Source organism: Candidatus Neomarinimicrobiota bacterium (assembly GCA_041154365.1).
In the GTDB taxonomy this organism is placed as follows: domain Bacteria; phylum Fidelibacterota; class Fidelibacteria; order Fidelibacterales; family Fidelibacteraceae; genus Fidelibacter; species Fidelibacter multiformis.
This window is the reverse complement of the sequence record AP035449.1, coordinates 2,122,504-2,137,089: the sequence shown is the minus strand read 5'-3', so window position 1 is coordinate 2,137,089 and position 14,586 is coordinate 2,122,504. Positions and strand designations below refer to the sequence as shown.

The window sequence follows — 14,586 nt, the reverse complement described above, 5'->3', positions numbered from 1 at the left end:
AGAAATCTCCCATTAAAATCCGCATAGCCGGAATTGAAGATCGAACGAAGTGAGATCCTTGAACGCTGCGCAGCAGCGTTTGAACACCGAACGCAGTGAGGTGCTTGAACCCCATGAAATGGGGTTTGAAAGCCGCGCAGCGGCTATTGAACATCAAACGCAGTAAGGTGCTTGAACACCACGAGGTGGCGTTTAAATATTCAAGCGGCACTTTGTGCCGTTCAATTGCTTCGCTGCGCTCAGCATTCCAGCACTGCTTCGCAGTGTTCAAAAAAGAAATCTCCCATTAAAATCCGCATAGCCGGAATTGAAGATCGAACGAAGTGAGATCCTTGAACGCTGCGCAGCAGCGTTTGAACACCGAACGCAGTGAGGTGCTTGAACCCCATGAAATGGGGTTTGAAAGCCGCGCAGCGGCTATTGAACATCAAACGCAGTAAGGTGCTTGAACACCACGAGGTGGCGTTTAAATATTCAAGCGGCACTTTGTGCCGTTCAATTGCTTCGCTGCGCTCAGCATTCCAGCACTGCTTCGCAGTGTTCAAAAAAGAAATCTCCCATTAAAATCCGCATAGCCGGAATTGAAGATCGAACGAAGTGAGATCCTTGAACGCTGCGCAGCAGCGTTTGAACACCGAACGCAGTGAGGTGCTTGAACCCCATGAAATGGGGTTTGAAAGCCGCGCAGCGGCTATTGAACATCAAACGCAGTAAGGTGCTTGAACACCACGAGGTGGCGTTTAAATATTCAAGCGGCACTTTGTGCCGTTCAATTGCTTCGCTGCGCTCAGCATTCCAGCACTGCTTCGCAGTGTTCAAAAAAGAAATCTCCCATTAAAATCCGCATAGCCGGAATTGAAGATCGAACGAAGTGAGATCCTTGAACGCTGCGCAGCAGCGTTTGAACACCGAACGCAGTGAGGTGCTTGAACCCCATGAAATGGGGTTTGAAAGCCGCGCAGCGGCTATTGAACATCAAACGCAGTAAGGTGCTTGAACACCACGAGGTGGCGTTTAAATATTCAAGCGGCACTTTGTGCCGTTCAATTGCTTCGCTGCGCTCAGCATTCCAGCACTGCTTCGCAGTGTTCAAAAAAGAAATCACTCATTAAATCCGCATAGCCGGAATTGAAGATCGAACGAAGTGAGATCCTTGAACGCTGCGCAGCAGCGTTTGAACACCGAACGCAGTGAGGTGCTTGAACTCCCTCGTCCCTCGTCCCTCGTCCCTCGTTACTTGTCACGCGTCACATCCCATTCTCTCCTCTTGGAAAATTCTCTCAAATATTTAAGAATTAAATATACGGATGATGGAAAATCTGTAAAAAATTCTCCCCAATAGAGAAAAATTTCCTTATTATTGGACAGATGAAAAAGGATATCTTTCAGATCTGAAAAACATGAGGAGAGGAATGAACAATCAGTCCATTTTCGAAGCCTATCCGCGGAACGATGCCTCCCTGTTGATCCCCCTGCTGCAGAATATCCAGACAGAATTTGGATATTTGCCGGAGGATCAGCTGGAAAAGGTAGCCGAACACATTGGCATCCCCTTAAGCCGGGTGTATGGCGTGGCGACCTTTTATAATCAGTTCCGTCTGAAACCCCTGGGAAAATATGTGATCAGGGTCTGCCGTGGAACAGCCTGTCATGTAAAAGGCTCCCTGGATATTTTACGGATCCTGGAATCGGAGCTGGGAATCAAGGCCGGTGATACAACGAAAGATTTAATGTTTTCCATTGAAACCGTGGCCTGTATCGGTGCCTGCAGCATTGCCCCGGTCATCGTGATCAATGACGAGTATTTCGGCGGACTCACCCCCAAATCCATCCAGAAGCTGATTAAAAAATTCAAAGACAAAGGATAGATTCCATGAAGGATTTTTTTGACATACTAAGCCGAAAACATACAGACTTTAAAGTCACCCCCGATCTTTTTATGGATATTATCCATGAGTCCCCGGACATCACCCTTCCTGCCAAAACGGCACAGGAAATCCGGGAGTATAAGTCCCGCCTGACTTTGGAAAAGACGGACAAACCGGCGATTATTGTGGGAATGGGGACCTGTGGACTGGCAAACGGAGCCCAGGGTGTGTACGACACGTTTAAGGAAGAGCTGGAAAAACGCGGTATTGAAGCCGAGCTGATTTCCACCGGGTGCGTGGGATACTGCGCAGAAGAGGTGATTGTGGATATCAAACTTCCCGGATATCCCCGTCTCAGCTATGCCCGGGTGACTCCGAAAGATGTTTCCAACCTGATTGAAACCACCCTGATCAACCATGAACCGTTGCGGGACAAGGTGCTGGGGGTGTATCACGAAAAAAGTGAAAAGCGTTGGGAGAACCTGCCGGTCATCGACAATATTCCCTTTTTCAAAATCCAGCAGAAAGTGGTTTTGGAAAACTGCGGGATCATCGATCCTGAGAATATCGATCAATACATTGTCCGGGGAGGATACAAGGGACTCAGCCGCGTGTTGAAAAACATGTCCCCCGAGGATGTGATCGAGGATACGCTGAAAGCCGGTCTCCGGGGTCGTGGCGGCGGAGGTTTCAAAACGGGTATGAAATGGAAATTTGCCCGTCAGTCCGAAGGCGATAAGAAGTACCTGATTTGCAATGCCGATGAAGGTGATCCGGGAGCTTTTATGGATCGTGCCATACTGGAGGGGGATCCTCACCGGGTGGTGGAAGGCATGGTGATAGCAGCTTATGCCATTGGAGCCTCAGAAGGATATATTTACTGCCGTGCCGAATATCCCCTGGCCATCAGGCGCCTGAGAAAAACACTGGCAGATGCGGAAAAGTACGGATTGCTGGGTGACAATATTTTAAACAGCGGATTCAATTTTAAACTGAAAATCAAAGAAGGCGCCGGTGCTTTTGTGTGCGGAGAAGAGACGGCGCTGATCAACTCCATCGAAGGGAACCGTGGTATGCCCCGGCCCCGTCCCCCTTATCCCACAACCGAAGGTCTGTGGGGTAAACCGACGGTGATCAACAATGTGGAAACCTTTGCCAATGTACCGGTCATTATCCGCCGGGGGGCGGACTGGTATGCGTCCATCGGGACCGCCACCTCCAAGGGGACAAAGATTTTTGCCCTGTCAGGCAAGGTGAAAAATGTGGGCCTGGTGGAAGTCCCCATGGGTACCACCCTTCGGCAGATCGTCTTTGATGTGGGCGGCGGCATTCCGGACGGACGGCGGTTCAAGGCTGTGCAAATCGGCGGACCGTCCGGAGGTGCCCTCCCTGAATCCGTCATCGATACGGCTATCGACTATGAAAACCTGAAGGAAATCGGTGCCATGATGGGCTCCGGCGGACTGGTGGTCATGGACGAAACGACCTGTATGGTTGATCTGGCCAAATATTTTATGACCTTCATCATGTCTGAATCCTGCGGGAAATGTATCCCCTGCCGGGAAGGGACCAAACGGCTCTATGAAACCCTGGAACGGCTGACCCGGAGCTATAAAAATGAAAATGATCCGGAAGAAGCCCTCCTCCGCTTTCAGGGGATGGTCTACCTGGAACGGCTGGCAAAGGTGATTACCACCACATCCCTGTGCGGATTGGGACAGACGGCGGCAAATCCCGTACTCAGCACACTTCACTATTTTCGGGATGAATATGAAGCACATCTCTATGAACGAAAATGTCCCGCCGGTGTGTGCAAAGAGCTTTTGACCTATAAAATCGATACCGATAAATGTACCGGCTGTACCCTCTGTGCGATCAAGTGTCCTGTCGATGCCATCGTGGGTGAACGGAAAAAAGCCCATTACATCATCAGCGACAAATGTACACGCTGTGGCCAGTGTATGATGAACTGTAATTTTAACGCCATTTATGTGGAATAAAAAAATCAGGGAAGCACATGAATATTACCATTAACAATATTGAAGTTTGGGCAAACCCCGGTGAGACGGTTCTGGAAGTCGCAGAGCGGGAAGGCATTCGTATTCCCACCCTCTGTTACCTGAAAGGTTTTTCTCCCACTGGGTCCTGCCGGATGTGCATGGTGGAAGTGGAAGATCAGGGGCGTCTGGTGCCTTCCTGCGCCTTTCCGGTCTATGACGGCATGAAAGTGAAAACCAACTCGCCGGAAGTCCGCCGGGCCCGTAAAACCATTATCGAACTGCTGCTGGCCAATCATCCCCAGGACTGCCTGGTTTGTATCCGGAACGGGAACTGTGATTTACAGTCCCTGGCAGCGGAATACGGGGTCCGGAGTTACCGCTATGTGGGACAGCGCCGAAAAGGGAAACTGGACCTGGCAAGTCCTTCGATTGAGCGGGACCCTGAAAAGTGTATTCTCTGCGGACGCTGTGTGAGGGTCTGTCATGAAATGCAGAATGTGGGAGCCATCGACCTGATCAACCGTGGATTCAACAGCACCGTTGCCCCGGCCATGGACCGGAGTCTGAATACGGTGGCCTGTGTGTATTGCGGCCAGTGTATTGTTCACTGCCCGGTGGGTGCCCTTCGTGAAAAGAGTGATCAGAAACGGGTCTGGGAAGCCATCAACAATACAGACAAACTGGTTGTGGCCCAGATTGCCCCGGCGGTCCGTGTGGCCATCGGTGAGGAATTCGGACTCCAACCCGGTGAAATTGTCACCGGTAAAATTGTGGCAGCCCTTCGGCGTATGGGCGTGGATACGGTATTTGATACCAACTTTGCCGCTGATCTGACCATTATGGAAGAAGCCAATGAACTGATTGAGCGGATTACACAGAAGAAAACCCTGCCCATGATCACATCCTGCAGTCCGGGCTGGGTGAAATATCTGGAACACTTCTATCCGGACCTCATGGATCACCTGTCCAGCTGTAAATCTCCCCACGAAATGGAAGGTGCCATGATCAAGTCCTATTATGCCCGGAAAATGGGCATCAACCCGGAAAAGATTTTTGTGGTCTCTGTGATGCCCTGTATTGCCAAGAAATTCGAGGCACAACGGCCGGAACTGGGAAAAGAATTTCAGGATGTGGACGCAGTGATCACAACCCGGGAACTGGCCCGGATGATCCGGGTGGCCGGACTCGATTTTTCCCGTCTGCCTGATGAGGGATTTGATGATCCCCTGGGTGAATCCACCGGTGCCGGGGCAATTTTCGGAGCTGCCGGCGGTGTGATGGAAGCGGCTCTCCGGACGGCTCACTACATGATGACCGGAAAAGATATGCCGGTGATTGATTTCTCACCTATTCGCGGACTCCAGGGTGTCAAGGAATCCACCGTGGAAATCAATGGAATCAAGCTGAAAGTCGCCGCCGTGAGCGGATTGAAAAATATTGATGTCCTGTTGAAAGATATGCAGGCCGGGAAATCCGAATACCACTTCATCGAAGTGATGGCTTGCCCCAACGGATGTATTAACGGCGGTGGCCAGCCCCAGCCCAGTACACCGGAAAAAATCCAGAAAAGAACCGAAGCGATCTATAAAATTGATAAGAGACTGCCGAAGCGGTGTTCACACCATAACCAGTCCATCCAAAAACTCTATCAAGAATTCCTTGAAAAGCCGGGAAGCCATACCGCCCATGATCTGCTCCACACCCATTACACCCGGCGGAACCGGCATTAAGGGTTGAACTGAATAATATTAAGAGGTCTCCATGAGCAAAAAAATACTCCTGATTGATGACGATACCGATTTGATAAACGTCTACAAGCCTTTCCTCCAAAAACATGGGTTCGAGGTTGAGGCGGCTTATAACAGCGAAGAAGGGAAAAAACTCTTCAAATCATTCAAACCCGACGTGGTCTTTGCCGATCTGGTGATGGAACACTTTGATTCGGGATTTGTTCTTTGCCATTGGATGGATCATCAGCCGGAGCGGAAAAACGCCCATGTGGTGATTTTCACATCCACCGGACACGAAACGGGATATCGTTTTTCCACACAGACATCGGAAGAGAAAACCTGGATCAACGCCGATGATTATCTGGAAAAACCCATTTCTCCCAATGACCTTTTGCAGTACATTAAGGATAAAGTACTGAAAGAGACGTGAAAATACTCGATGCCCGTATCCTGATCATTGATGCCGATACCGGGGTGGTGGAATTCCTGAAAAACCACCTGGGGAATCATCATGTCATTGAATCCACCGGGAGCGGGATAGACGGGATTGCCAAAGGCTCCTCCTCAGAATATGATATATATTTCATCAGCATGTCCCTGCCGGATATCAGCGGCAGGGATGTGTTACATGCTATCCGGAAAGTCCACGAAGAAGCCATTTGCATCATGATGTCCGCCAACCCATCCATTGATTCGGCGGTACAAACCACCCAGATGGGGGCTTACAATTACATTTCCAAGCCCTTTGATCCGGAAAAAATCATTCCCATGGTCCACCGGGCCCTGGAGCGGCGCTGGTACATTCTGGAAGCCCGGCGCCTGCGGGAGGAACGGGAAAATAACCTGGCGGAACTCAGCGTGGATAAGTCCCGCCTGTCCACCGTTATCAACTCCATCGATGACGGGATTTTGGTCATCAATCAGAATAAAGAGATTATTTTTTACAATCCCCGTTTTCTTCAGCTCATCGATACGGACCGACAGATCCTCATTGGGGATTCCATGTTCCGCTATTTACCCCGGTCCCTGCAAAAACAGATTTGTGAAATCCTCCGGAAAGCCGAATCCGAGGGAAAAACCGGTGCCATCAAACAGGAACTGGTGATAAAACCGCCGTTGGAATTGGTGGTCATGGCCAACACAGCACCTATTTTTGGTGAAAACGGCCAGTGCCTTGGCGTGGTATCGGTCCTCCGGGATATTACGGAAATGAAACAGCTGGAACAGTCCAAATCCCGTTTTGTAAACATGGTGGCTCATGAACTGAAAGCACCCCTGGCAGCTATTCACAGCTATCTGAAAATGATTTTGGATAATACCCTGGGGGATGATATCGTGACCTATAATACCTACATGAAGCGTTCCCTGGAGCGGACCGAAGCCTTAACGGAATTGATTAATGATCTGATGAATATTTTCCGGATGGATTCCAAAGCCGTCAAGCGGAACCTGGAAAAGGTGGAGGTAGCCGATCTTCTGGAAAACACGGTGGACTTATTCAAACCCCAGATGGAAGAACGTGAAATCAGTGTGAATCTGGCATTGAAACACGAACTCTTTGTCAAGGCCGACCCTGAGGAAATCCGGCGGGTATTTACCAATCTGATTTCCAACGCCATCAAATACAACAAATATGAAGGGAGTATTCATATCTCCTGTGTGGAAGATGGCCGCTGGGTGAAAGTTACCGTGAAAGATACAGGCATTGGTATGACCGCCGACGAAAAAGACCGCCTGTTTCAGGAATTTTTCCGGGCCAAAAACAAATTCACCCGGGATATTACCGGCACGGGTCTGGGACTGGCGATTCTGAAGAAAATTGTGGATGAATATGCCGGCCGGATCACGGTGGAAACAGAATATGGGAAGGGGAGCACCTTTACGGTATATCTTCCGAGAGTGATGAGTGGAGAGTGATGAGTAGTGAGTTGGAGTTTTAAGTTATGAGTTGTTTCTCCCGCTGAGTGCGCTGAGGGTAGAAGGGATATTTTCCCAACCGTCCATTGACCTGAAAAACAAACTCAAAACTCATAACTTGTACTCACTACTCTCCACTCATCACTCACCACTCAATCCATAATAATACTGAGAGCTGTCGTTAATTTCAGGACATTCTGGTTGGCCGTCCGCAGATCATTGGCCAGTTTGCAGGCAATGTTTTTCATGATCACAGCCCCGATGCGGGGATATTTTTCCGCCAGGGTTTCCAGGTCAGAATTTTTAAAGAGTCCGATAATACACGGTTTAATGGCTTTCACATTGGCACTTCGGGGAACATCCGGCTGAATCAGGCTCATTTCACCGATAAAAGGGTGATGTGCATGCGTCAGGCGGATGAAGGTCTTTTCCCGTGTGTCCCGGGCTCCGGGCGACATGGGCAGTGTGAGGGGCTGGGAGATTTCAACTTCGCCCTCCAACAGGAGAAACATAAAATTCCCCTTGTCTCCCTCCCGGATGATCATCTCTCCTTCCCGGGCCTGATGCAATTCCATAAAGGGATAAAATGTCTTGATCTCATCCAGGGACAAGCCCCGGAAAAAAGCATATTCTTTGAGCTGCTGGATATATTTTTGTGTCATAGTATCACCGGATCAGGACGGCCAGATCATCGTCTGAGATGATATAATCATCCTCTGGGTTAAGTTGAATGTTGATGCGGCTTTTATCTTCCATGGAGTGTCCCGCCATTCGGAGCTTCCGTTCAATAAAGGCGTCCAGATGACTGGTATCGGATGAAAGGAAATCGGAAAAAGAAACGCTCTTCTTTTCACTGACCACTCCGATAAGGATTGCTTTGTCTTTTTCCCGGAAAAATTGGGACGCTTCTTTGAACGTTTTTCCCAACAACGCAGGGGGCATTTTTTCCCGGTACATGGAAGGGTTGACCTTGTGATTCATCAGCTGAAAATAGGCCTGGGGCACACCGGGCATAAGAACTGACGAAGCCAGGATAAAACCGCTGTATTCATCACGGACAATCACTTCATCGGCATTGGCCCGTTTCAGGTGTGACCGGTTTTCGCTGTGGTTCACAAAAGCGATGACGGGTGTTTTGGGAGAAATGGACTTAATGGAAAGGGTTGCCAGAACGGTTTTTTCATCCGGATCCCCCTGAATATCCAGGTCATTCGGAATGATCAGCACAGACCGGGCATCCCGGATATTGGCTCTTTCCAGGACAAATTCCTTGGTGAAATCTCCCCGGACATATTGAATATTTGCGTTCTTATACTGGAAAATGATATTGTTCACCTCTTCTTCCGGCAGCTCATTGATCAGGACGATGGAGCACAGGTCATGATTTTCAAAGAGGGAGATGATGGATTCAATCAGATTGATGGCCTGCTCATTCCAGCCGCAGATGATGATATGATTGGAAACAGTTACGGTAGCCAAACCTTTACCCTCCCTGATTTTTCGGGCGACAAATGCCGATGAAATAGTTGCTGTGAGCATGGAAACAAAAGTGATTCCGCCGAACATGATCAAAACCGCCACAATCCGTGGCAAACCCGGTCCGGGAACCAGATCCCCGTACCCCACGGTGGTGATGGTGACAAATGCCCACCACAGGGCTTCCTGCAGTGAGTGAAAGCTGTCAGGATCCACCAGTAAAATCACCAGGGATCCCAGAAAGGGAACGGCCAGTAAACCGGTCAGGACGGGTATGTAACGTTGGCGGGCAATGTTTTTAAGTTGCCGGCGTAAATTCATACAGTGTGTCTTTCATACGCCGGTACATGTGTGGCAGGTCTGTTGTGTAAAATATCGGTCATATCCGGTCCTACATGTCGTACATCCGGGTGGAGTCCATGACAAAGCGCCGCTTTTCGTGATCCTCCAGTTCCGATAAATTGGTGAAAATATCCCGGATTTCGGGGATGTCGCTGTTCTGGGCAATCTTCTTGTATATCCGGATCAGACAGTCGTCCAACTGAATGGCCATGCGGATGATTTCTTCCACAGACATGTCGTCAATCCGGATGATCATGGATGAGAGTTCTTTCCGCAGATCTTCGCACAGGGTGTACTTGAACCATGTTCCCAGGACCTTGGCCGAGATGTTTTCTTCAATGTGTTCGATGTTCTTTTCCAGTTTTTCTTCGTGGATGGCCAGATAATCCAGCAGCATTTTAACCCGGACCTGGTCGGTTTTGTCATTGAGTGTTTTATAGTAGCGGGAAAGCTGATGGTGGAAATCTTTGGCATAATTCAGCACATCCCGTGCCTGTTTGAAACTGATCATGTGTGATCCTCCCTGCCTGAGACCGTCTGAGCGGTCCGTCGAATTGCGTTGATATCAAGAATTCCCTGAATTTCCGGTTTTTCCAGAGATTCCAGCACGGCTGCGGCCAGGTGGGAAACATGAACCGGTGCGTAAGCTCCCAGCATTTTTCCTGCCAGGGGGATACGAAGGCCGAACCGCGTGAGGGCGGCGATGAAAGCCGTCCCCTTGCGTCCGGGTCCATACACAAAGCCCGGACGAAAGATCATGGAACGGAAAGGCTGGTTTTTCAGATACTCCTCTGCCTTCCGCTTGGCCTGGATATATCCTTTGATGAAAGGAGGGGCATCGGAAGCGGATATCATGGCAAAGGTGGATATACCGGCCTTTGCAGCAGTGTGGGCTACGGTAATCACACTTTCACCATTCATCCGGTCGTACGTGAGCTTCTTTTTTCTCTTTTCCAGAAGGATTCCCACCGTGTGGACGACCTGATCCCCTTTTTCCAGAACCCCTTTCCACGCGTGGGTATCAAAAATATCTGCCTTAAACCAGAGGACATCCTCCATCCAGGGTTCCCGGCGTTTTGGAGCTCCCCGGCGGGATATGGAAACCACGCGAATCCCCCGGCTGATTGCCTGCCGGCAGATCTCCGATCCAATGAAACCATTCCCTCCCGTTACGATGAGTTTCATGATGCCCTCAAAAAATAGCTATTTATATATAAAGATAGGATTTAACGGATTGAATGGCAAGGAGGACTTTTTCCGGTGTTTAAAAACTGCCGGTCTCAAAAAAAGTTTCCACCGTGTCAATCCCGCAGGATTTGGCATCCTCCAGGGTGCCTGTAAAGAGTATTTTCCCCTCATCCAGAAAGACAATCCGGTCTGCGATCCGGTGAATGCTGGCCAGTTCATGGGTTACGACCAGGATACTCATATTGAACTGCTCTTTCAGGGTGAGAATCAGCTTGTCCAAAGCGGCGCTGGAGAGGGGATCCAATCCCGCAGAGGGTTCATCACAAAAGAGGATTTCCGGATCCAAAGCAATGGCCCGTGCCAGAGCCGCCCGTTTCCGCATCCCCCCGGAAAGTTCCGACGGCAAAAGATGCATGGCGTGGGAAAGTCCCACCAGCTGCAGCTTAACTGCCACACTCTTTTCAATCAGCTCCGGATCCAGATGACTGTGTTGTTCCAGTGGGATGGCGACATTATCCTTCACCGTAACGGAATTCAACAATGCTCCGTTTTGGAATAAAACACCGATGCGTTCCAGGGTCTCTTTGTAGTGCTTTTCATCCGATTCAGTAAATGGCCTGCCAAAGATATGGATTTCCCCTTTTTCCGGCGTAACCAGCCCGGTGATGGATTTCATCAGGGTTGTTTTCCCGCAACCGCTTCCTCCCAGAATCACGGTGACTTCATGAGGATATATGTCCAGATTTATCTGATCCAGGATGATCCGGTCCCCAAAACGGGTTGTCAGGTTTCGTATGTGTATCACAGGTTCCGGCATAGGCATTAAAACATGTAAATAAGGCTAAAAATGGCATCAAAGACGATGACGGCAAAAATGGAGGCGACCACGGCGGATGTCGTGACCTTTCCCACACCCTCGGCGCCGCCTTGCGCCTGGAAGCCAAAATAACTGCCGATAATCACGATCACCCAGGAAAAAAAGACACTCTTGCTCAGGCCGATAAGCAAATCCTTCGGTTGCAGAATATTAATGGTCTGATTGAAATAGGTTATGAATGTAAGATCCAGGTAAGTCAGTCCGATGATGAATCCACCCAGAATTCCCAGGACGATGGAGAGCATCACCAAAAGTGGCATACAAACACTGATGGCCAGAAACTTGGGGACCACAACATACTGAATGGGATTCAGGGCCATCATACGCAGGGCATCCAGTTCTTCCGTCACTTTCATGGTGGATATTTCAGCGGCAAAGGAGGAACCGCTCCGGCCGGCGATGATAATGGCTGTCATCATGGGACCCATTTCCCGAACCATGGAAATAGCAATGAGATCCGCAATGTAAATCCCGGCGCCAAACTGCCGAAGTTGGGCAGCAGACTGAAGGGCAAGGATAAGGCCCAAAACAATGGATAACAAACTCACAATCCCCACGGCATTGCTGCCGATTAACACCATTTGCTGAAGGATGGCTCCCTTTCGCCGGCCCCGGGAAGTAAAAATTCCGTAAAACGACCACAAAATGATTTCCGATGTAAGATAGAGGATATCCCGAAGCGCATTCCAGGCCTCTATGAGGATATTACCGGTGGCTTCCAACATGCCGGCTTCACGGGGCGGTTTGGGAATCTGCACCTGTTGGGTACTGAAGGTTTTTAATGCCTTTTGGACTTTATCACCGGCGTGACGGACCTCCGCGCCGGGAAAAAGTGTCTCCCGGAGCCAGTCAATAAATACAACTCCCGTGCTGTCAATGTATTCCAGTTTACCCAGGTCTATGTGATCAACAGGTTTTTTCCGGTCTTTCCGGATGTTTTTTTTCAGTTTAGGAATATTTTGATGGGTCAGCATCCCTTCGATATGGAGGATTGAATTCTCCACATATATCCGGCTGTTGTGAACAGCCTGTGAACGGCCTGCTTTTTCAGTCTTAGCGGGCAAAATAATTGATCCTCAAAAAGAGTGCATGACGATTGACAATATATTCTTCCCCGAATTCATCCAGCTTGTTGCGCAGACGCAGACGGTAATCCACCGAAATATATTTGAAGAGTTTCAGGTTGAGGACATTTTCCCATTCAATGGTTGTGGCTTCGTCGCTCCGGAAGGGGAATAGGAAATCGGCATTGGTGTAATAGGTCAGGTTGAGAGGAAGCTGGAAATTGCCGATGACCGAGACTTCTGCACCCCGCTGTTTTTGGGTTTCCTGGGCTTTGAAAAGACGGTAGGATACATCATTCGCCGTTTCTATATCCGTGGATAAAAGATAGACATCATCGTAATAATCCTGCCGAAGTCCGAATCCTGCCCGGATATTCAGGTTCACCCGGCCGGTATTAAAGGCCCGGAGGTTGATACCCACCCCCTCTTTCAGGGTCAAAGGCATAATCGAGGGCTTGGTTTTTACCTGATCCACTGAAAGGCCTTGTTCCACCGTATTTCCTGCCAGATCCTTCTTTCGGTAATTGATGGGTGATGAAAAATAGACATACTCGTTTACCAGGTGCAATTCGCTGTCGAAACGACCATAAATTCCCATATTTTCCAGGAAATAGAGAATGAATGTATTTCTGAAATAGGTGTCATCATTGGAAATCCGGAATCCGGTATCTGTCGTTTTGGTGGTCCCCAGTTCAATCAGATTCCGCAGGGTGTAGTTGACGGGAAAGTTATCATAGGTGACTTTGTTCTCAAACTGGGTGTTAAACACGAGGGTGGTTTCGTGTTCATCCTTTTTCTTTTCATTGGTGCTGTTGACAGACGCATTCCCGTAAAAAGCATTCAGCAGATGCCAGTGACCGATGGTCCCGGCCAGTTCATCCTCTTCCAGCACACCGGCGCCGATAAGATCTCCGGGAGTTCCGTCCTGATTGGTACTCACCACCAGGGTGATTTTCTGAAATTCTCCCTCCGTCAGATAGACGGTGGTAAAATTCCGGTAGGTGTTAAAGGGTTCATTGTTGATGGTGATTTTATACCGTCCCGGCTCCAGCATCCATACCTGCTGTTTTTCTCCATATTCCCGGCGGGCCGGTATCCCGATCCCGTAGGTTTGACCTGTTTCCCAGTCAAAAATTTCATAACGTACCCGGACCACTTCCTGCCGTTCATCGATAATGTTCACAATCAGGCAGCTCCAGTCCGGTTCGATAATGGTTTTATACCGGGGGATAATTTCGACATCCTTCTTTTCCATCATCTGGCGGCGGCTTCCGGAGCCGTATTCCATGGTATATTTCCCGGCAGGCAGGGCCAGAGGCTCTCCGGGGATGCCGTCATATTCCTTACCATCCCGGCTGAACAGTTTATAAGGCGGCTCATTATCCGCTTTGGACAGGGCGGGGACCAGGAGGATGCCCATGCCTTCCGGGACTCCCTCCGAGACCTCCTGTAAAAGGGAATCGGCCGGTTCGGTAAGGGGTTGGAGTGCTTCTTTTTCAGGAAGACGGCCGTAATGACGGAGAATTTTGTATAAGAGCACATCTGTTTCTTCCAGGAGGATTTCATTGACGATCTGGACAAAAGTTTCTACTTCATCATCCAGGAGGATTTTTTCCGTATTCACCGAGTGTTCGATGAACATGTTGTTTTCCCGGTTGTCCTGGAACACAAAAGTCATGTTGATTCCGGCAGCCCGTATATCTTCTGTTTCATAGAGCTCAATGTTGTTTACACGAAGGGTCAGATTGCAATCGGGACGCACATCCAGAAAATCCCGGGAAACACGGCGGAATATATTGTAAGCACTAATACGTTTGCTGATAAGACTGGGGATGATTTCCGTAAGGCGGGTGGCCCAGACATCATTTTCTGAATACGTGATGCGCGGACCAAAGTGTCGGATCACAATTTCCGGCCGGTTGTACGTGGATGGAATCACCACATCATTAATCTGCAGGGAAAGGTTTAAAGGTTCATCCAGGAAAAGTTCCTCTTTTTCGGTATGGGAATAATACTCCAGTACGTAATAATTCCGGATAACGGTTTCCCGGGTGAATCCACACCCTGTTGCCAGAATAATCAGTAAAAAAAGAAGAATAGTTTTTTTCATGTTATGCCCCAATA

Annotated in this window: 14 protein-coding genes; 5 read left to right on the top strand and 9 right to left on the bottom strand. The window is 49.2% G+C overall.

Annotated features, from left to right (window positions below; genetic code table 11):
- Positions 1–239: 239 nt before the first annotated feature.
- Complete coding sequence (locus strainIA91_RS09105; protein WP_400166470.1) at positions 240–545, bottom strand: hypothetical protein; 306 nt, start codon at positions 543–545, stop codon at positions 240–242.
- A gap of 242 nt (positions 546–787) precedes the next feature.
- Positions 788–1,105 (bottom strand): hypothetical protein, encoded by a 318-nt coding sequence (locus tag strainIA91_RS09100; RefSeq protein WP_400166469.1) that lies wholly within the window; start codon positions 1,103–1,105, stop codon positions 788–790.
- 307 nt (positions 1,106–1,412) lie between these two features.
- On the opposite strand from strainIA91_RS09100, the gene nuoE reads away from it, so the two are divergent.
- The 5 genes from nuoE to strainIA91_RS09075 are packed head-to-tail and all read left to right on the top strand — an operon-like array spanning position 1,413 to position 7,515.
- The gene (nuoE, locus tag strainIA91_RS09095; RefSeq protein ID WP_400166468.1) at positions 1,413–1,868 is read left to right on the top strand and encodes an NADH-quinone oxidoreductase subunit NuoE; all 456 of its coding nucleotides are present in this window, start codon (positions 1,413–1,415) and stop codon (positions 1,866–1,868) included.
- Between the two features lie 5 nt (positions 1,869–1,873).
- Positions 1,874–3,868 (top strand): NADH-ubiquinone oxidoreductase-F iron-sulfur binding region domain-containing protein, encoded by a 1,995-nt coding sequence (locus tag strainIA91_RS09090; RefSeq protein ID WP_400166467.1) that lies wholly within the window; start codon positions 1,874–1,876, stop codon positions 3,866–3,868.
- A gap of 17 nt (positions 3,869–3,885) precedes the next feature.
- Complete coding sequence (locus strainIA91_RS09085) at positions 3,886–5,598, top strand: NADH-dependent [FeFe] hydrogenase, group A6 (RefSeq protein WP_400166466.1); 1,713 nt, start codon at positions 3,886–3,888, stop codon at positions 5,596–5,598.
- Between the two features lie 31 nt (positions 5,599–5,629).
- On the top strand, positions 5,630–6,028 hold the full coding sequence (locus strainIA91_RS09080) for a PleD family two-component system response regulator (protein WP_400166465.1): 399 nt from the start codon (positions 5,630–5,632) through the stop codon (positions 6,026–6,028).
- Positions 6,025–7,515, top strand: a complete 1,491-nt coding sequence (locus tag strainIA91_RS09075) for an ATP-binding protein (RefSeq protein WP_400166464.1) — start codon at positions 6,025–6,027, stop codon at positions 7,513–7,515. Before strainIA91_RS09080 ends, strainIA91_RS09075 begins: the two co-directional genes overlap by 4 nt.
- A 152-nt stretch (positions 7,516–7,667) precedes the next feature.
- Here the strand turns inward: strainIA91_RS09075 and strainIA91_RS09070 are convergent, their stop codons facing one another.
- The 7 genes from strainIA91_RS09070 to strainIA91_RS09040 all read right to left on the bottom strand — a co-directional run bounded on the left by strainIA91_RS09070 (position 7,668) and on the right by strainIA91_RS09040 (position 14,572).
- Positions 7,668–8,177, bottom strand: a complete 510-nt coding sequence (locus strainIA91_RS09070; protein WP_400166463.1) for a Crp/Fnr family transcriptional regulator — start codon at positions 8,175–8,177, stop codon at positions 7,668–7,670.
- 4 nt (positions 8,178–8,181) lie between these two features.
- Positions 8,182–9,312: a potassium channel family protein gene (locus tag strainIA91_RS09065; RefSeq protein WP_400166462.1), complete on the bottom strand. Its 1,131-nt coding sequence runs from the start codon at positions 9,310–9,312 to the stop codon at positions 8,182–8,184.
- Positions 9,313–9,382: 70 nt separating this feature from the next.
- The gene (locus tag strainIA91_RS09060; protein ID WP_400166461.1) at positions 9,383–9,844 is read right to left on the bottom strand and encodes a hypothetical protein; all 462 of its coding nucleotides are present in this window, start codon (positions 9,842–9,844) and stop codon (positions 9,383–9,385) included.
- Positions 9,841–10,518, bottom strand: a complete 678-nt coding sequence (locus strainIA91_RS09055) for an NAD-dependent epimerase/dehydratase family protein (protein WP_400166460.1) — start codon at positions 10,516–10,518, stop codon at positions 9,841–9,843. The genes strainIA91_RS09060 and strainIA91_RS09055 overlap by 4 nt, the downstream gene beginning before the upstream one ends.
- 79 nt (positions 10,519–10,597) lie before the next feature.
- The gene (locus tag strainIA91_RS09050) at positions 10,598–11,344 is read right to left on the bottom strand and encodes an ABC transporter ATP-binding protein (protein ID WP_400166459.1); all 747 of its coding nucleotides are present in this window, start codon (positions 11,342–11,344) and stop codon (positions 10,598–10,600) included.
- Positions 11,344–12,462 carry an MlaE family lipid ABC transporter permease subunit gene (locus tag strainIA91_RS09045; RefSeq protein WP_400166458.1) on the bottom strand — a complete coding sequence of 373 codons (1,119 nt, stop codon included), beginning with the start codon at positions 12,460–12,462 and terminating at the stop codon, positions 11,344–11,346. Before strainIA91_RS09045 ends, strainIA91_RS09050 begins: the two co-directional genes overlap by 1 nt.
- The gene (locus strainIA91_RS09040; RefSeq protein ID WP_400166457.1) at positions 12,452–14,572 is read right to left on the bottom strand and encodes an ABC-type transport auxiliary lipoprotein family protein; all 2,121 of its coding nucleotides are present in this window, start codon (positions 14,570–14,572) and stop codon (positions 12,452–12,454) included. The genes strainIA91_RS09045 and strainIA91_RS09040 overlap by 11 nt, the downstream gene beginning before the upstream one ends.
- Positions 14,573–14,586: the final 14 nt, after the last annotated feature.